This is a genomic window from Pseudomonas sp. MM227, assembly GCF_947090715.1.
GTDB classification, from domain to species: Bacteria; Pseudomonadota; Gammaproteobacteria; order Pseudomonadales; family Pseudomonadaceae; genus Aquipseudomonas; species Aquipseudomonas baltica.
In genome coordinates this window covers 206,754-224,828 of record NZ_OX352319.1, presented here as the reverse complement: position 1 = coordinate 224,828, position 18,075 = coordinate 206,754, and the positions used below count along the sequence as shown (strand labels likewise).

The following is an 18,075-nucleotide window of genomic DNA, read 5'->3' as shown; positions in this document are numbered from 1 at the left end:
GCTACCGCACTTTCGACCAACCGCACTGAGCTCCGCATATTTTTCAAACATTCATGATCGACGACTCACTATCAGCTCACGCTAACCTGTGCCCATCCGGCCGGAACAAGCCCGCTCAATACTTCCACGTCACCGAAGCCGTCAAATTGCGCGGCGCGCCATAGTTGGTCGACCCGGACGACTGATACAGCGACAGCAAGTACTTGCGATCGGTGACGTTGTTGAGGTTCAGCGAGGTGCTCCAGTTGTCGTCGATGTCGTAGCTGGCCATCAAGTCCACCAGCGCGTAGGCCTCTTGGCGCACGTTGCTGTTGGTGTCGACCTCGGTTGCACTTTGCCATTGGAAACGGGTGCCCACTTTGACGTTGGGCATTTCGGGCAGGCGATAGGTCAGGCTGCCGCGCAGGGTGTGGGTGGGGATGTACTTGCGGGTGTCGTCGCCGTTGTCGTCTTCGATCTGCACGAAGGTATAGCCGCCTGCTATGTCCAGGCCGGGTAGCGCTTCGCCCGACGCGCCCAGTTCGAAGCCGTGGCTTTTGACGTTAGTGCCGCGGTACAGGTACTGGCCACCGACGATTTCGCCGGTGAGCTCGGCGACGTTTTGCTGATCGGTTTTGAACGCGGCAGCGGTCAGGGTGAGTCGCTCATCGAGCACGAGGCCTTTGACACCCACTTCCAGGCTTTTGCCTTCGAGCGGAAGGATCAAGCCGCCGCTGGTGCTGCGCAGGTATTGCGGTTTGAAGATTTTCGTCCAGCTGGTGTACAGGCTCCACTGTGGGGTGAGGTCGTAGACCAGGCCGGTGTACGGGGTCACTTTGCCGTGCACCCGTGTGTCGTGGGGCGATCCGTAGCCGGCGCCATCGCCGTCGGCGCTGAGCATGCGTGCGCCGGCAATCCAGTGCAGGTCGTCGATGACGCTGAAGCGTGCGCCGGCGAACAGGCTCTTTTGTCGGTCGGTGAACAGCTGGGTATTGAGGTCGTCGGTGTAGTTCAGCGGCGGTTGCACGACATTGCCGGACAGCGCGTCGGCCAGGCTCACCATTTGGTTGCCGGTTGAGTCTCTGTAATGGCCGACCTCGTCGTGGTGGGTGCGGCCGTAGTTGGCGCCCAGGGTCAGTTCATGTTCCCTGCCGAACAGCGCGAAGGGGCCAGACAGTTTCGCTTCGGCGGTGACTTGCTCTTCCTTGCTGGTGGTACGGTTGATGTAGCCGTACACCTGGTCCGCGGTGGCGGGGATGGCGTAGAACATCTTGGTGTCGGAATCCTGCTTCATTCCGGCCAGGGTCAGGGTGCTGGTCCAGCCATTGTCGAACGCGTGGGTCAGCTCGGCGAAGGCGCGCTGGGTGTGCACGTCCCAGTAAGTCCAGGGCTGGCCGACACTGGAGCTGCGGCTGCTGTAGTGAATGCGGTTGCCCTGGTAGTCGGCGATGGGCAAGGCGCCCCAGGTGCTGCCATTGGAGTAGCTGTTCTGCTGGGTGAAGCCTACGGTGAGGGTGTCGGCATCGGACAGGTCGAAAGCCAGCAGGCCGGCCGCGACGTTGACCTCATGGCCGTACTGGTCGAGGTAGGAGTTGCCTTTGTCATGGGAGGTGATGAAGCGTCCGCGAACGTTTCCGCTTTCGCTGAGTGGGCCTGACACGTCAAAGCTCAAGCGACGGTTGTCCCACGAGCCCACGCTGCTGTCGACCCGCGCCTGGAACGTGTCCGTGGGGCGTTTGCGCACCAGGTTGACCGTGGCAGACGGATCGCCGGTGCCGCTCATCAAGCCGTTGGCGCCATGCAGCACGTCGACCTGCTCGAACTCGGTCATGTCCTGATCGCCGACCAATACGCCGCCGGAGAACGGCAGGCTCATGCCGTCGAACTCGAAGTTCTCGATCTTGAAACCACGTGAAGTGAAGGCGGTGCGATCGGTTTCGAATTGTTCTACGGTCACCGACGGTGCGTTACGCAGCGCATCCTTCACGCTGTTGAGCTGGAAATCGTCCATCTGCTCGCGCGTAATCACGGTGATCGCTTGCGGGGTTTCCTTGTCGCTCAGGCCCAGGCGAGTGGTGCTGGACACCGGGTTTGCCCGGTAACCGCGGGTTGGGGTGACGTCGCCGGAGGTTTGATACTGGATCTGCGTGGGCGCCAGCAGGATTTCGCTGCTGGCCTGCGTGTTCTGCACCGGGACCAGGTAAACGGTCATGGCATCGGTTCGGGCAAAGGTGTAGCCACTGCCCTGCAGCAGTTTCGCCAGTGCCTCTTCCGACGAGTAGCGGCCCTCCACGGCAGTGCTGCGCAGGGCGCTGTCCAGGTTGCCGTCCAGCAGCACGTTCTGGCCGGACTGCTGGCTGAACTGGAGCAAGGCCTGACGCAGGGGTTGCGCAGAAATATTGAGTGACAGCCGCTCTACGGACGTCGCCGCCGAATGGACCTGCGCGCCATGAGCCTGAAGTGCGCCGACGAGCAGTGTGCACGCCAATGCGGTGCCCAGCGCGTTGCGCTGCCAGCGGCTGTCGATGCTGGATTCATGGTTGAGTTGCCTTGCCATTGCGGTCGTACCCCAGGAAGTGCGCGAAAATGCGAATACCAATCAGTCAGGCTAAGACGCATGAGCGCACGAGATTCCCTGAGGCTGCGTAAAAGATTTTTCTGTGGGATCAGGCGGGATAGATCAGCGTGATCAGATCGGTGTAACGATCCACACGGACCGCCAGGGCTTTGGTGATGGCGTCGAGCATCTGCTCGGGCTTGTTCAGATTGAGGATCAAACTGACCCGGCGGCTGGCAAGTTGCTTGTCCATGATGAAGATTCGGCCTTCGCGCCAGCGTTGCAACTCATCGATGACCGTGAACAAGGGCTTGTCGAAGAACACCAATCGTCCGCTGCGCCAGGCGAGTACCTGCGCCAGTTCGGCATGCTGGATGGGGCCGGTCCGGTCACGGCTGAAACGCAGCGACAGGCCCTCTGCCAGATCGATCTGCTGGTTGGCCGTTACCACACGGACCGACTTGCGGCTTACCGTCAGCAGTGTCGATGCGTCATCGCATGACAGACAGAATTCACCCTCGGCGGCCACTACCTGCCCGGATCGGCTGTTGACCGTGAACTCACCGGCGGCTGCCGGCAGCACAGTGAAGTAAGCCTCGCCGTGAAGCAGTTCCACGGCACGCCGGGTTGGTGAAAAATCCACATTCAGTGCGGTATGGCCGGCAAGGTCGACGGTGGACCCATCGGGCAAGCTGACCGTACGCCGCTTGCCCACGGCGCTGCGGACATCGGCGAACGGCAGGCCCATATCGTTGAGCCATAGCATGGAGGCGCATGCGCTGACGGCCACGGCACTGGCGGCGATGCCCATGCCGACGAAACGCCGTCGAGACAGGTGCGCAGCGGCCGGTGCCGCGTTGAGCGAATGCAACTGCGCGGACGCGGCCCACAGATGCTCGAGCTGGGCATAGGCCTCGGCATTTCGGGGGTCGGCATCCAGCCACGCGGCCAACTCCGCCTGTTCCGCCGCAGTGGGCGACCCACCCTGCATCAACGCAAACCAGGCGCTGGCTCGATGGCTTATGTCGTCGACGTGCGCCACAGGGGACGCTGGTGGTGGTTCGGCGCTCATTCGGACATACCGATCTTGAGCAGATCCAGGGCGCGCACCATGCGGCTGTACGCGGTTTTGGCAGGAATACCCAGGCGCTGGCCTATTTCCACATAGGTCAGGCCTTCCACGCGCACCATCAGAAACACCTCGCGACAGGGCGCGGGCATGTTCTGGATCACGACGTTCAACGTATTGAGTTGTTGATGGGCAATTGCCGCTTGTTCAAGCGTTGGCGTGGACGGCTCGAAGCTTGAGGTTGTCTGCGGGTCGAGGGCCTCGCCTTTACGGTGCTCCTGACGCCGGGTGTGGTCGATGAACAGATTGCGGGCGCTGGAGAACAGATACGCACGGAAATTTGCAATCGGCGTTCGGCCCATCTGTTCGGAGAGGCGAATGAACGTGTCCTGAGTCAGATCGGCGGCGGTCTCTTTGCAACGCAGACGACGGTCCAGGTAATCCTGAATTTCGCTGCGGTGGGCGAGGTACAGCGCCTTGAGATCTGGGCCGGACATGAAGGAACCTTGAAAGGCGGAGTGGCAAGGGCAGGAAAATATCACAAAGAGAATCATTTGCGCTTGCGAAGGCGTTGTTGCCTGCGCTTTCCTGCCTGCTCAATAGCGCCTTGCGCCACTCAACTCACCCAGCACCTGGTTGGGGATGCGAAAGGGTATGGAGGCGTGGTCCTCGCCAGGTTCAACCACAAAGCCGGTGCGCAGCCCGGTACCGGACAACTGCTGCAGGCGTGAATACAACGCCCTGGCATCCTGGATGCCCTGAACCGAATCGCGCTCGGCCATCACGATACTCAGGCTGGTCTGCGTCATATCGAGTTGCCCGGCGCGGACGCGTTCGGTGAAGGCGCGTTCAGGTGCGAGCAGGAATTGGTCACGCCACCACAGGCTGGGGCTGACCGCAACAACGTGTTGAAACAGAGTGGGCCGAGTGAACATCGCGTACACGCCCAGCATGCCGCCGAACGAGTGCCCGACCAGGCTGCGCTGGTCTTCGTCGACTTTGAACTGCTCGGACACCTTGGGCATCAGGCGCGTCTGGATGAAATCGAGAAACAGATCCTGACCGCCTTGTGGAGGTGTGTTGCGATCGGCGGGCGCAGGTGGGGTCAGGTCGAACGCGCGCCTGGCGAAGTCCAGGGGCGTGTCACTCGGATAACCGATGGCTACCAGGATGGATCCGCGCAATTTGGCCTGTGCGCGCTTGGCGGCATGAAACGCCGGAAAATAGGCATTGCCATCCAACAGATAAATCACTGGATAACCGCCGGTGTAAGGCACGTCACCCTCGGGAAGGCTGATCATGATGCGGTATTCCAGCCCGCCTTCGCTTTGCATGGTCCATTGCTCGGTACCGTCCAGCGTGACCGACTGCGCATGAGCGGCCATCGCCGCGCCAAGGAGCCAGGCGGTGAACACTGCTATTACTTTACGAATCATGATTTCAGACGGTCCTCGTTGGGCAGGCCCGCAAGCGGATGCCGTCGACGTCAAAGACGCCGACCGGCACACCTGCGCGGTGGAGAATGCTCTCGCATGCCCATAAGACGGATGACGGCGTCGTTTGTCTTGCTCTGGCGGTAGCAAGGCGGATTACCCCGTTTCCGGCTCGGCTAGCTCAGCCGCTCAGCCGCCTTGCGATATACGGCCTCCCGCTCTCGCTTATCAACGGCCACGACAAACACTACTACTTCCTGGTCGATAACTTGGTAAACCAGGCGGTACCCGCTGCTGCGCAGTTTGATTTTGTAGCAGTCGGGCAAGCCATGTAGACGGTTGGCTTCATTGCGCGGATTAAGCAGAATCGCGACCAGTTTCTTCTTGAGTTGCTGGCGTACGGTGTCCCCCAACTTGTGCCATTCCTTTAGCGCCCGAGCGTCGAACTCGAGGCTATAGGTCATTTAGCGAAACCTTGACTCGCTGAGGATTCGCCAGCCGTTCCCGCACCTTTTCGAGCAAAGCTTCATCATCCTCGGTCACCAAGACGGATTTGAAGGGCAGCTGACCTCGCTCCGCCACGTACTGCAGGGTTTGGCGCATTAGCTCAGATGGAGTGACGCCGAGTTTTTCCAGCTCGTGGTAAGCGCGCGCTTTCAGGTCGTCGTCGATACGTATGTTGATGGATGCCATGGGACGTTCTCCTGTAATGACATTGGTCATTACATTGAAGCAAAAACTGCGTTTGAGCAACCCACGACCGATGGGTATTGCATCACTTGCAGAACGGATCGTCCCAGAACGGGCGCTCGATCTCTTTATAGATATCCGCCCGGCTCAGGCCCAGGTCCTTGAGCCCGGCGTCACTCATCTGCTCCAATTGATGCCGTTGCCGAGCTAGTTCATACCAACGCGTGATGCGCTTCCAGAGATTGGCTAGAGGCCCCAACGACTTATGCTGGGTGCAGCCATCGTTCGAAACACAGGCATTCATTGTTTGACCTTTCATCTGCTCATCCTCCGGGTTGATGGCTTGATTCTCGGTTCAGGCCTAACATCAATCCAACGAATGTTTTGAATGCTGTGCATCTCAGAGATTGATCAATGTCCCATTACCAGAGCATCGACTCGGAAGTCCTGCGTACTTTCGTGGCCATCGCCGATGAAGGCGGTTTCACCAAGGCCGGCGAGCGGGTTAACCGCACTCAATCGGCAGTGAGCATGCAGATGAAGCGGCTCGAGGAGGACGTGCTGTGTCGGCAGTTGTTCGAACGTGATGGCCGGCAGGTGAAGCTGACGGCTGAAGGGCAGATTCTGCTGGGTTACGCGCGCCGCATTCTCAAATTGCACAGCGAAGTGTTCACCACCCTGCGCGAGCCGCACATGGTCGGCACCGTGCGCATCGGCACTCCGGACGACTACGCCATGCGCTTTCTGCCGGGGATCTTGTCCGGCTTCGCCCAGGCGTTTCCGCTGGTGCAGGTGGAGGTCCATTGCGAGAGCTCCCGGCAATTGATGCAACGCAAGGATTTGGATCTGACGATCGTTACCCGTGAGCCCGGGCGCGAAGTCGGCCAGCTGCTGCGTCAGGAACGCTTCGTGTGGGCCGAAGCCGAGGGCTTTTTTCTCCATGAACAAACGCCCGTGCCACTGGCGATGTTCAATACCGACTGTTTTTGCCGGATATGGGCGTGCAATGCCTTGGACGCCGCGCAGAAGCCGTACCGGATCGCCTACTCCAGCCCCAGCCTCGCGGCGATAATGGCCGCGGTCGGCGTGGGCCTGGCGGTCACCGCACAGTTGCAGAGCCTGATCACGCCGGGGCTGCGGATCATCGGCGAAGCCGAGGGCATGCCCTTGTTGCCATTGGCGAGCATCATGCTGCTGCGCAACCCAGATACCCGCTCGCCAATGCTGGATGCATTGGCTGAGCATATCGTCGAGGGGTTCAGGCTTTGAGTATCGGAGCAGACTCGACGTCATGACCAATCCCCAACCTGCGCAAAGCTCCCCTACCCCCGCGTCAGCCCGGTCAACGTATCCGCAATACCCTTGGTCCGCCTCGCCGTGCCTTCCGTGGCCTGGCTCGATGCCTCCAGGGTATCCAGCATCTCCCTCAACGCGCCTACCCCTGTGGACTGGTCTTCGATCTGCTGAGCCACCCGCTGAATTTCGCTCGACAGCAAGTCCACATCCACGCCGATATCCGCCGCATTCTTGCGGGTGATCTCCGCCAACTTGCGCACCTCGTCGGCCACCACTGCAAACCCTCTGCCCAGTTCGCCAGCGCGGGCTGCTTCGATAGCAGCGTTCAGCGCAAGCAAATTGGTCTGCCCGGCAATCTGCTGGATCACCTGCACGATGGACTGGATCTGCAGGCTCGAACTGGCCAGCGCACGTGCGCCCACCACCGCTTCGTCCGCCTGCCGGGCAAGGTCTTCGACGGTGCTGCCGGCCTGGCTGGAAACGGTGTTCTGCCGGTCGATGGTGGCCGCCAGGTCGTCCATGGAAAGGTGCAGTTCGCCGGAGTAATGCTTGATCTGGGTGGCCATCTGCTCCTGTTGCTCGCCCGCGTCGGCGAGCACTTGGCCCAAGGCCGCGAGGCCTTTGAAGACGGGAAGGATGCCGTTGTCCAGGCCGCGGGTGTCGAGGGCGCTGGTGAAGTCGTTGCGCTTGAAGGCTTCGATCTGTTTGACCACCACGTGATTCAAGCCAACCATTTTCTTCAGTTGACGGCGCAGGAAGAACGCTTTGAACTCGCCGTAGTGGGCGATGAAGCGGTCCACGTATTCGTCGGTGAACGAGGCGCCTTTGGCGACGTGGAAGAAGAAGATCGCGGTCAGGGTCTGGTTGAGGTTCAGACCGAGGATTTCGCCGAAGGTCGAAAAGCCCACCACCGGCACATCGCCAAAGAGCCCGCGCATGCTGCCCAGGTCACTGGCGTTGTTGAGCCTGCGCAAGATGCAGTCGTTGAGAATGGCGGCGACCGGTTGGCCGCCTTTGCCTTGCAGGAACTTTCGGTAATCGGTCTCGGTGGCCTGACGCAACGGCGTGCGCTTGACCATGACCAGCTCTTCGCCTGGTGCGACGTCGCAGAACAGTTGGATGATCTGCTGGGCGTGGTCGATGCGGGCAATGGAGCGCACGAACAATTCACTGCCGACACGGATGGCGAAAGAGTACTCGGCCAGGTTCTTTTCCAAGGAGTGGCTGTCGCATTTGAAGGCGTTGCACAGGGCTTGCACCATGCTCATGATGTTGCCGTTGCTGTCGATCACCTGGTCGATGGTGCGGTCTTCGACGGAGGCGGTGAGCACGCTGAACGTCAGCCCGACCGGTTCGAAGTTCTGGCTTTTGAACACACCGAACCGGATATCCGGAGCCGTCTTCAGGAAGACGATCTGGGCGTGGTTCTGGTAGCTGCGCTTGCCGTCGTGGATCAGGGTTTTCTGGAAGTCCGATTTGCCGCCGGCGGAACCGCCGACGAACAGGCACGGGAAGCGACCGGACTCGTAGAGCGCCTCCATGAAGAACGATTCCGACGCCGACAGCCCGTCGAACACCACATAGGCCAGGGTGTCGCGGTGGTCGATCGGCGTGCTGACCTGCACGCGCTTGATGTTGTTGACCAGCTTTTCGATGCGCTCGCGCATCTCCATGCGTTTGCCGCCCTTGCGAATGTCTTCGCACTCCAGCGGCACCATGACCACTTCCGCCGAGGCAATCACGCTGCGCTCGAAGCACTGCAGGACGATACGGTCCCAATGCTCGCCCGCGGCGCAGTACAGGCCATCGGCGCTGTTGCACAGCTCACCCGAGGTGGTGCACAGGCTGATGGTGCCATTGGGAAAGCGCTGCCTGACGCTGGCCGCAACCTTGTCGATGTCCAGGTGGGGCGAGACGAAACCTGTCACCAGCACGGGATCCGCGCGCAAACCGGCCAGGGCACGGTCCAGCTCACCGGCCGTGCAACTCAGGCTCACGGCGCCCTGGCTGTTTGCGCGGGCGTTGTTGAAGCGTTTGAAAAGGTTCATCACTGGGCTCGCTAGAAGAGGGCACAGCCCACGCGGGGCGTGGGCTTGCACTGGTTCTGCTATCGGCCTTGGGAAGGGGGACTTGAAGCAGGTGGTCGGGTTTATGGGGATCGAGGCTACTGTGACCTGCCGGGTTGTGTGCCTGCGTTCCAACCGCCAGACCGAACGCTTTCTTGCAAGCATTCAAAAGCATCATCAATAACCGTGAAGCTGCCGAAATGCCTGGCCCTTATGGTATTCAACCCACTCCTCCACATCGTAAGGAATGTACAGCTGGTGCCGAGCGCGGGAAATTGCGACATACACTGCACAAATTCGCTCGTCGAATTCGTAGGCATCCTTGAACGCCCCCGTGGTAAGCAGCTCGGGGGTCAGTAGCACCTGATCGAACTCCATTCCGCCAGCGTCCTGGGCCATCATCAGCACACAACTGGTGCCGAGCTGGCCTTGCAAGCGGTTCAGCCGTGTCATGTCTGCAACGTTGAAACCCTTCTCCAGCGCGTCTTCTACCCATGAGAACGAATTGTCGTATCGATTGGCTTCGCGCACCTGAGCCCAGTCGAGCAATTCGTTAAGATCCGGGTGTGCGCCTTTGCCATGATGGTCAAGGCTGTAATATTCAGGCTTGTAGAGCGCGATGGCCGTGGACATGAAGTGCTGAAGGTCGTCCTGAGCCTTTTTGTTCAGGAAGCTGAAGCCACAGTTGGCGTCGTGAAGCTGCATGACCCATTTCATGGTGTCCCAATGCGAAGCCGTCAACACCGCACAGCTTTCAGGTGGCACGAAACCCTCGTGATAATGTTCCACTCGTACGTCCGCGTTGCGAGCCCCCTCGAAATACACTTTGCTCTTGGCCGAGTGCCGAGAGATAAGCGGGTTGACCAACTTCTCCACGTTGCGCCCCGAACGTAACGAATAGCTGATATCACTGCGACGCACTCCATGACGGCGCGGCACAGTTGCACCCTTGATCTGCTGATACTCATCGCCAAGGGTGATCAACACTTGTTTGCCACGCTCGATGATCTGCAATAGCGACGCGGGAATGTCCTGACTTTCATCGATGAGCACATGGGTAAACCGTGCCGGTACCACGCAGTCCGCCAAGCTGGCACGTTTGATCATCAACAGCGTTGCGAAATACCCATGACCTGCCCATGCCGGGGTCGAGTCCAAGTACCGCCATAGGCGTCTGGCACACTCGAGTAACACCTTGGCATCCTCACTGGTCAATGCCTGCTGGAAATGCGGAAGATGTGCAGCGCTCAAGCTGTAGTCTCTGGAAGCGCTGTAGTTTTCCAGTACTTTGAGGCACAGGCCCAAGGTAGTCGGCCCGTCATACTGGCGCAGGCCCAGGATGTTGAGTTCCAGAGCCAGTGCCTGCTTCGTCGGCAATCTGGCCGGGGCCGTTGCCGTGTTGAACCTGGAATGCTTCAGCAGAGCGTGCGCAAAGCCCTGGAAGGTGGAACCGGCTTTTCTGTCGCGATCGCCGCCCATGTGCTTGCGCAACACCTCAAGCTTGCTCTTCGTGCGCGCCAGTACAAGGGTGGTTTCGGGGCGCAGAAACTCCAGCAGTGCGCCCAGCAAATGGCTTTTCCCGACGCCGGCATAACCTTGCACATGCAAGTCTTCATTCAGATTGGCGCGGAAGGTGCGCAGCAGGTTGTCCTGCGCATCACTCAACCAACGCTCCCGATGCCGTGGCGTGATCACATGCTCGCGGTAGGGATTGTTCGCTCGGTAGTGTCGAATACTGAAGCTGCTATCCCACTCCCCCCCAGGCAAGAGGTAATCCTGGGCGGCGACCTCCTCGTCTTCCAGCAAACGCAGTTTCAGGGGTTTGATTGCTTCAAGGCCGTAATACAGCTTGCCTTGGTCGAACAAGCGTTGTGCTTCGGATAACAGGCCACTCGGTCGTCGAGAGGCCACGGCCCATCCGATCAGCTTGGCCAATATTCTTTCGGCCCCAGCGGCGTTCAAGTCTTTTTCAGCGGCCTGTGCCAGGTTTTGAATGACGAGCACGGCAGCCAGCTCTGGACCGCTCAGAGATTCAAGCTGGGAAGCACCGTCCTCGGCGAGCAGGCGTAAACAGGTTTCCTCGGCGACAGGCAGGAAAACGGGATGGGATAAATCAACATGTTCGGCGTGCATAGACTCTCATTGCCAAGCGGTACGTTTCACGAGGGCCGTGGCTACGCCACACATCGCTCATCGTGCAAACGTCACTATAGGGGTAGTCCCGTGACTGACATGCCAACCGGTCCGGGGGGCTTTCAATGCAGCTCCTTCAGGGAGGTACAGAAGTATGCCACCTTGATTTGTACCGCTGTCCGTATCTGCAGGTTGGGCAGGGAGGATAATCTTTAACGGACGTTTCAAGCAGAGTCGCGCCCGCGGGTAGACACTAGACAGTCTCAAACCTGCACGACCTTTTCAACAGCCTGCATTGGACCAATACTGGCTGTGCTCTGGAGCCAATCGAGCGCCCGCCGCAGCTTTCAAACCAATAGCACTACCCTTCTAAATGGCGCTTTGAATTCGCTATCTTTACTGTGAGTAGGCGCTCGCCGCGGTCGTGTAACTCCAACACTTCAGCAATAAACCTGTGGAAGGCTGTATTGCCAAGGTACTGATCGTTTATGGACTACAGCAATACATCACAAACTACGCACCTTGAAACAGTCCTTGATATCCAGCGTGAGCCGAATACACTCAACATTCGACTCACAATATGAGCCGAATAAGATCCCCAATCAGCTCATCAAGGCGAGGAATGCTCATGCCTCAGTGGATCTGGCAGCAACCTCAATGGCCGCAATTCTCCTGGCAACCCGACAAGCTGGCTGACCTGCTGCGTCAATGCACAAGCGAGCAAGGGCGGCTATTGGGCAGGCTTGGCGCCGTTGGTGATGAGAGCAGCCGACAGGGCATGCTCGATACGCTGCTGCAGAACATCATCACGTCCTCGGCAATCGAGGGTGAGGCACTCAATGCCGGTTCGGTTCGATCTTCCCTGGCTCGTCGCTTGGGTGTACACGAGCCCAAAGAGGCGCAGAGAACTTCGCGCAGCGAGGGTCTGGCGCAATTGATGGTCGATGCAACGTGCAATCACGCTCAACCTTTGAGCGTAGAGCGCTTGCTGCAGTGGCATTCGCTGCTGTTTCCAGCGGACGATTCGAGTCAGCTGCACACGCCGGTGCGTGTGGGTGAGTTACGTGGCAGTGAGCCAATGCAGGTGGTGTCGGGCCGGCTGGATCGGCCAACGGTGCACTTCGAAGCCCCATCTAGGCACGGGCTGGAACAGCAGCTTGAAACGTTCGTTGACTGGTTCAACGTGGCGTCGACCACGCTGGATCCCCTGTTGCGCGCGGGTCTCGCTCACCTGTGGTTCGTGACTCTGCACCCCTTCGACGACGGCAACGGTCGTTTGACCCGCGCGCTCACCGACCTGGCGCTTGCCCAGGGTGACCACCAAGCGGTGCGTTTCTACGCGATGTCAGCCAGCATTCTGGACAACCGGGTGGGTTACTACTCGGTTCTGGAACAAACGCAGAAAGCCGACATGGACGTCACGCCGTGGCTGGTGTGGTTTCTTCAGACGTTGCTCGCAGCAATTACCGCAGCGATCAAGAACATCGATCGAGTGCTGAACAAGGCGCGCTTCTGGCAGGCGCACCGTGCGCTGCCGTTATCGAAGGAGCAGCTGAAAGTGATCAATCGCCTGCTCGATGGTGGCGCCGAGGGATTCGAAGAAGGGATCAGCGCCGCGCAGTATCAAGCGGTAGCGAAGGTCAGCAAGGCCACCGCCACACGCCATCTCGCCGATCTATTGGAAAAGGGCCTGCTGCAACGATTGCCAGGTGGGGGTAGGAGTACGCGCTATGAGATCGCGTTAGAACAAGCAAGCTGAACATCCCAAGTCCTGAAAGAAGACCTACCCTTCAAGCCGCATCCGGATGATCCAGCGTTTCCCACCCTAGGCACGCTAGCGCCAAGGTCCGCGGCACTGCCTCTCGGCCACTGCTGTATCGGCTGATGCTGCGAGCGCTAACGCCTAGAGCCTCGGCAGCCTGATCCAGTGTAAGACGGTGCTTCAATCGCCACTGGATAAAGAGGCGCGTATTTTCGTCCAGCGCCGATTGCGCCAGCGCGTCCAGAAACAGCGTGTCGGCGCCAATCTGAATATCGAGCGCAGGCCATTCGACCGTCCAACCTGCGTCGCCCATCACGGCGCCTTCAAAGGCTTTGCCTTTGGTCAGTGAGCGCAGGCCAGGGTACCTTTTCAAATCGTCATGCATGTTGAGGCGCAATTGCTGACCGCTGGTAAACGTCAGATCAAGTATGGCGCCTGGATGTGCCTGCACAGCCCGCAGGCGGGGGCGTTTCATCGATGCCATTGCTTCCACTCCTTCAGTGAGACAGCTAAACCGCGACTATCCGGATCCAATGAGTATAAGGTTCAGTATCGCCAATTTGGCGATATCACAATACTAGGCTGGAGCCTCAATTTTCTCCTACCCCAAACTCCGCGCCGAATTGCTCAACACCTGCACACACTGCATCAACGCCGGCACCAGCTGGCTTTCGGCGTCGGCGCGAGTCCAGCGGCTGGTGGGGGCGACCACGTGGACGGCGGCCACGGGGCGGCCGTTGCCGCCGATGACGGGGGCGGCGATGGTCATGTCGCCGAGGAACAGTTCCTGGGTGTTCACCGCGTAGCCGCATTCGCGCACGGTTTGCAGCGAGGCCATGATCTCGTCCACGTCGGTGTGGGTGTGCGGGGTGTGCGCGACGCGTGCGCTGCTTTGCACCAGGGCCAGGGCCTCGGTGGGTGGCAGGGCGCTGAGGTAGGCACGACCGGAGCCGGTGCAGTACATCGGCACGCGGCTGCCGATGGGCATGTGCACGGGTACGAAGCGGGCGCTGACGAAGCGCGCGATGTAGGTCATTTCCACACCGGTGGGCTCGGTCAGGCAGGCGGTCTCGCCGGTCAGCCGAGTGAGTTCGGCGAGAAACGGGTTGCCCACCTCGATCAGCGAGTGAGCGTCCAGATAGCTGAAGCCCAGTTCCAGCACATGTGGGGTCAACTGGTAATGCCGAGTGCGCGAGTGTTTCCGAAGGTAACCCAGGTTTTCCAGGGTGAACACCATGCGCTGGGCCGAGCTTTTAGTCATGTGGGCGGCTTCGGCGATCTCTGCAAGGCTCATGCTGCGGCGCTTGGCGCTGAATGTACGCAGTACGGCCAGGCCTTTTTCCAGGGACTGGTTGAACAGGCTGTTGCGATCTTCGGACATGAGGGCCTCTAGGAAATGACCAGCGATTGAACCCGGACGACAGCTATCAGACAGCAAATAACGGGCCCGAAAATCGTCTAGCGATACGAAACCTCCGCTAAACGATTTTTCAGCTGCGTAAATTGATTGCAAAGACCTGGAATGGCACAGAGCTTGCGACCTTCCTCAGGACCGCATGGCGGTACCCACCTTCCGATTCCTTCTGGAGTGACCCGATGAACAGCCTTTCCCCTCTGTTTCGCCGTTTCGCGCTCGGTATCTGCATGACGCTCGGTGCCTCCCTGGTGCACGCTGCCGAGGCACCGATGTACAAGGTTGGTGCAACCGCCACGGGTTCGCCTTTCACCTTTCTGGACATCAAGAGCAACAGCATTCAGGGGATGATGGTCGACATCGCCAAAGCAGTCGGCGAGGCGGGCGGCTTCGGCACGCAGATGGAACAGACCAATTTCGCGGCGCTGATCCCGTCGCTGACGTCGGGCAAGCTGGACTTTATTTCGGCGGGCATGCTCAAAACCGAAGAGCGCGCCAAGGTGGTGGACTTCAGCACGCCGGTCTATTCCTACGGCGAAGGCCTGATCGTCAGTGCCGACGACAACACCGCCTACCCCGACCTCAATGCGTTGAAGGGTGAAGTGATCGGCGCCCAGGCGGGCACCGCCTTCTACGACCTGGTCAACAAAATGGGCATCTTCAAGGAAGTACGCACCTACGATTCGATTGCCGAGATGGTCCGTGACCTGTCCCTGGGTCGCATCAAGGCCGCCGTGGCCGACCAGCCGATCGTGGCCTACCAGATTCGTCAGAACACCTTCAAAGGGGTAAAGCTGGCCGCCGACTACACGCCGGCCAAAGTCGGCGATGTGTGCTTCGTGGTGCGCAAGGGCGACAGCGAAACCCTGGAGCGCCTGAACAAGGCCATCGACACCATCAAGGCCAACGGCACGCTGCAGGGCATCGTGCAGAAGTGGGGCGTGTAGGCTGAGGAGCGACCATGAAGCTTGCTGAATTCTTGCAGAACGCGCAGGACTTCCTGCCGATTCTGCTTCAGGGTGCGTGGGTGACCATCCAGATCACGGTGCTGTCGTTTCTGCTCAGCAGCGTGCTCGGGCTGGTGCTGGCGCTGCTCAAGCTGTCGCCGATCCGCGCGCTGTCGTGGGCGGCAAGCACGGTGATCAACGTGATCCGCGGGCTGCCGATCATCGTGCAGCTGTTCTATATATATTTCGTGCTGCCGGAGATGGGCATTCATCTGACCGCCTTCCAGGCCGGCGTGATCGGCATGGGCATCGCCTACTCGGCGTACCAGGCGGAAAACTTTCGGACCGGCATCATTGCCGTCGACCAGGGCCAGCGCGAAGCGTCGGAAGCGCTGGGCATGCGTTCGTTCATGATGATGCGCCGGGTGATCCTGCCGCAGGCGTTTCGTATCGCGCTGCCGCCCTACGGCAATACGTTGGTGATGATGCTCAAGGACTCCTCGCTGGTGTCGACCATCACCGTGGCCGAGATGACCCGCCAGGGCCAGCTGATTGCCTCGTCGACCTTCCAGAACATGACCGTCTACACCTTGGTGGCCTTGCTGTACCTGCTGATGAGCCTGCCGCTGGTGTACGGGTTGCGGCGCATGGAGCAGCGTCTGAGCCGGAGGAAGAAGGCATGATCAAGATCAGCCAGTTGCAGAAGAACTATGGCGACCACCGCGTGTTGCACGGGGTCGATCTCGAAGTGCAGAAAGGCGAAGTGGTGTGCCTGATCGGCCCGTCGGGTTCGGGCAAATCGACGTTGCTGCGCTGCATCAATGCGCTGGAAACCTATGAAGGTGGCTCGATCCAGGCCTTCGGAGAAACCGTGCAGCGCGGCAGCAAGACGGTGCACACCCTGCGCAGCCGCATGGGCATGGTGTTCCAGCGCTTCAATCTGTTCCCCCATCGCACGGTGCTGGAAAACGTGATGGAGGGGCCGCTGTACGTCAAGGGCGAACCGGCCGCGCAGGTGCGCAGCGAGGCGCTGGCGTTGCTCGACAAGGTCGGCCTGGCGGAAAAGGCCGATGCCTACCCGGAGCAGTTGTCCGGTGGCCAGCAGCAGCGTGTGGCCATCGCTCGCGCACTGGCAATGAAGCCTGAGGCCATGCTGTTCGATGAACCGACGTCGGCGCTGGACCCGGAGCTGGTGGGCGATGTGCTGCAGGTGATGCGCACCCTGGCAGACGAAGGCATGACCATGATCGTCGTCACTCACGAAATGGGCTTTGCTCGCGAGGTCGCCGACCGCGTGTGCTTCCTGCACGGGGGTTATCTGGTGGAGACCGGACCGGCCGACGAGGTGCTGGGCAATCCGCAGCACCCGCGCACCCAGGATTTCCTGCGCCGGGTCTTGCACCCGACCACCAGCACCCGGAGCCAGCCATGATCGATGTGCCTTCACTGTGGGCGGCGACCGCGCCGCCTGCGCGGGTCACCCCGCCATTGCGCGAGTCGGGTACGTACGATGTGGTGATCGTCGGCGCCGGGTACACCGGCCTTTCCACTGCACTGCACCTGGCCGAGCGTGGCGTCAGCGTGTGCGTGCTGGAGGCGCGGGAGCCGGGCTGGGGCGCTTCGGGGCGCAACGGCGGGCAGGTCAACCCGACCTTGAAGCATGACCCGGACGAACTGGTGCGGCTGTACGGCGCAGCCATCGCCGAGCCGTTGATCGACACCGTGTCGCGCTCGGCCGACCTGGTGTTCGACCTGATCAAGCGCCACGGCATAGAGTGTGCAGCGGTGCGCAAGGGCTGGATGCAGGTGTCCTATTCGCACAAGGGTGTGGCTGGCCTGCACGCTCGCGCCGCGCAGTGGGATAAACGCGGGGTGCCGGTGCAGCGCCTGGATGCTGGCGAGGTCGCTGCGCGCATGGGCAGCCAGGCGTTCGCCGGCGGTTGGCTGGATGGCCGCGCCGGCGCCATCCAGCCCCTGGCCTATGCCCGCGGGCTGGTCACTGCGGCGCAAGCGGCTGGCGCCAGTGTCCATGGGCAGAGCCCGGTGACCGGGTTGCAGCCAGTTGGGTCAGGCTGGCAGGTGCAGACGGCCAGTGGCGCCCAGATCAACGCAACCCAGGTGGTGCTCGCCACCAACGGTTACAGCGATGGCCTGTGGCCGGGCATGGCGCAGAGCGTCCTGGCGGCGAACAGTTTCATCGTTGCGACCCGACCGCTGCAGGGCGCGGCGGCACAGAGCATTCTGGCCGGGCAGGAGACCGTGTCCACGGCGCAACGGTTGCTGTTGTACTTTCGCAAGGACAGCCACGGGCGCCTGCTGATGGGCGGCCGCGGCACCTTCAGCGACCCCGGCGCACCTCAGGATTTTGCCCATCTGGAACGCTCGCTGGCGTTGCTCTTCCCGCAGCTGGGCAAGCTGGATTTCGAGTACCGCTGGGCCGGACGCATCGCCATCACCCGGGACTTCATGCCCCACGTGCACCAACCTGCGCCGGGCCTGACCCTGGCACTGGGTTGCAACGGCCGCGGCATCGCCCTGTGTACCAGCCTGGGGCAACAACTGGCTGCCAGCCTGTGCGACAGCCGTGCCGAATTTGCCTACCCAGTGAGCCCTCTGCAGAAGCTGCCCATGCATGGCCTGCAACGCTTTTACATCGGCGCAGGCGTGGCCTGGTACAGCCTGCTCGACCGTTTGAACGTGAGCTGAGCGCCTGCGGCAGAGCGTCGCGC

17 protein-coding genes are annotated in these 18,075 nt (G+C 60.6%); 6 read left to right on the top strand and 11 right to left on the bottom strand.

The annotated features are described in order from the left end of the window. Positions 1-115 precede the first annotated feature (115 nt). The 7 genes from ONG87_RS00980 to ONG87_RS00950 form a co-directional block, all read right to left on the bottom strand. A complete protein-coding gene (locus tag ONG87_RS00980; RefSeq protein ID WP_264382054.1) occupies positions 116-2,536 on the bottom strand; it encodes a TonB-dependent receptor in 2,421 nt (806 codons plus the stop codon). A 109-nt stretch (positions 2,537-2,645) separates the two neighbouring features. Continuing rightward, on the bottom strand, positions 2,646-3,608 hold the full coding sequence (locus tag ONG87_RS00975; RefSeq protein ID WP_264382053.1) for a FecR domain-containing protein: 963 nt from the start codon (positions 3,606-3,608) through the stop codon (positions 2,646-2,648). After that, on the bottom strand, positions 3,605-4,102 hold the full coding sequence (locus ONG87_RS00970) for an RNA polymerase sigma factor (protein WP_122480580.1): 498 nt from the start codon (positions 4,100-4,102) through the stop codon (positions 3,605-3,607). The genes ONG87_RS00975 and ONG87_RS00970 overlap by 4 nt, the downstream gene beginning before the upstream one ends. 99 nt (positions 4,103-4,201) lie before the next feature. Continuing rightward, positions 4,202-5,041 carry an alpha/beta hydrolase gene (locus ONG87_RS00965; protein ID WP_264382052.1) on the bottom strand — a complete coding sequence of 280 codons (840 nt, stop codon included), beginning with the start codon at positions 5,039-5,041 and terminating at the stop codon, positions 4,202-4,204. A 173-nt stretch (positions 5,042-5,214) separates the two neighbouring features. Beyond that, a complete protein-coding gene (locus ONG87_RS00960; RefSeq protein ID WP_192102789.1) occupies positions 5,215-5,502 on the bottom strand; it encodes a type II toxin-antitoxin system RelE/ParE family toxin in 288 nt (95 codons plus the stop codon). Beyond that, entirely contained in the window at positions 5,492-5,731 is a 240-nt protein-coding gene (locus ONG87_RS00955) for a type II toxin-antitoxin system RelB/DinJ family antitoxin (protein WP_122795873.1), read from the bottom strand. The genes ONG87_RS00960 and ONG87_RS00955 overlap by 11 nt, the downstream gene beginning before the upstream one ends. 82 nt (positions 5,732-5,813) lie before the next feature. Beyond that, entirely contained in the window at positions 5,814-6,032 is a 219-nt protein-coding gene (locus tag ONG87_RS00950) for a DUF1127 domain-containing protein (protein WP_342214393.1), read from the bottom strand. Positions 6,033-6,142: 110 nt separating this feature from the next. Between ONG87_RS00950 and ONG87_RS00945 the strand changes: the two genes are divergently transcribed. After that, entirely contained in the window at positions 6,143-6,997 is an 855-nt protein-coding gene (locus ONG87_RS00945) for a LysR family transcriptional regulator (RefSeq protein ID WP_264382051.1), read from the top strand. A 53-nt stretch (positions 6,998-7,050) separates the two neighbouring features. Here the strand turns inward: ONG87_RS00945 and ONG87_RS21095 are convergent, their stop codons facing one another. Further along, positions 7,051-9,072 (bottom strand): FIST N-terminal domain-containing protein, encoded by a 2,022-nt coding sequence (locus ONG87_RS21095; RefSeq protein WP_301335540.1) that lies wholly within the window; start codon positions 9,070-9,072, stop codon positions 7,051-7,053. 195 nt (positions 9,073-9,267) lie between these two features. Continuing rightward, positions 9,268-11,223, bottom strand: coding sequence for an ATP-binding domain-containing protein (locus tag ONG87_RS00930; RefSeq protein ID WP_264382050.1), 1,956 nt, complete (start codon positions 11,221-11,223; stop codon positions 9,268-9,270). 622 nt (positions 11,224-11,845) lie between these two features. Here ONG87_RS00930 and ONG87_RS00925 point away from each other — a divergent pair. Further along, entirely contained in the window at positions 11,846-12,982 is a 1,137-nt protein-coding gene (locus ONG87_RS00925) for a Fic family protein (protein WP_264382049.1), read from the top strand. Positions 12,983-13,013: 31 nt separating this feature from the next. Here ONG87_RS00925 and ONG87_RS00920 read toward each other — a convergent pair whose 3' ends face one another. Beyond that, entirely contained in the window at positions 13,014-13,469 is a 456-nt protein-coding gene (locus ONG87_RS00920; RefSeq protein WP_185794859.1) for a helix-turn-helix domain-containing protein, read from the bottom strand. Positions 13,470-13,586: 117 nt separating this feature from the next. Next, complete coding sequence (locus ONG87_RS00915; RefSeq protein ID WP_264382048.1) at positions 13,587-14,366, bottom strand: IclR family transcriptional regulator; 780 nt, start codon at positions 14,364-14,366, stop codon at positions 13,587-13,589. A gap of 215 nt (positions 14,367-14,581) precedes the next feature. Between ONG87_RS00915 and ONG87_RS00910 the strand changes: the two genes are divergently transcribed. The 4 genes from ONG87_RS00910 to ONG87_RS00895 are packed head-to-tail and all read left to right on the top strand — an operon-like array spanning position 14,582 to position 18,052. Continuing rightward, on the top strand, positions 14,582-15,346 hold the full coding sequence (locus ONG87_RS00910; RefSeq protein WP_122480589.1) for an ABC transporter substrate-binding protein: 765 nt from the start codon (positions 14,582-14,584) through the stop codon (positions 15,344-15,346). Positions 15,347-15,360: 14 nt separating this feature from the next. Beyond that, positions 15,361-16,029: an ectoine/hydroxyectoine ABC transporter permease subunit EhuD gene (gene ehuD, locus ONG87_RS00905; RefSeq protein WP_122480590.1), complete on the top strand. Its 669-nt coding sequence runs from the start codon at positions 15,361-15,363 to the stop codon at positions 16,027-16,029. Next, positions 16,026-16,778, top strand: a complete 753-nt coding sequence (locus ONG87_RS00900; RefSeq protein ID WP_122480591.1) for an amino acid ABC transporter ATP-binding protein — start codon at positions 16,026-16,028, stop codon at positions 16,776-16,778. Before ehuD ends, ONG87_RS00900 begins: the two co-directional genes overlap by 4 nt. A gap of 5 nt (positions 16,779-16,783) precedes the next feature. Further along, positions 16,784-18,052, top strand: a complete 1,269-nt coding sequence (locus ONG87_RS00895) for an FAD-binding oxidoreductase (RefSeq protein ID WP_264382810.1) — start codon at positions 16,784-16,786, stop codon at positions 18,050-18,052. Positions 18,053-18,075 lie beyond the last annotated feature (23 nt).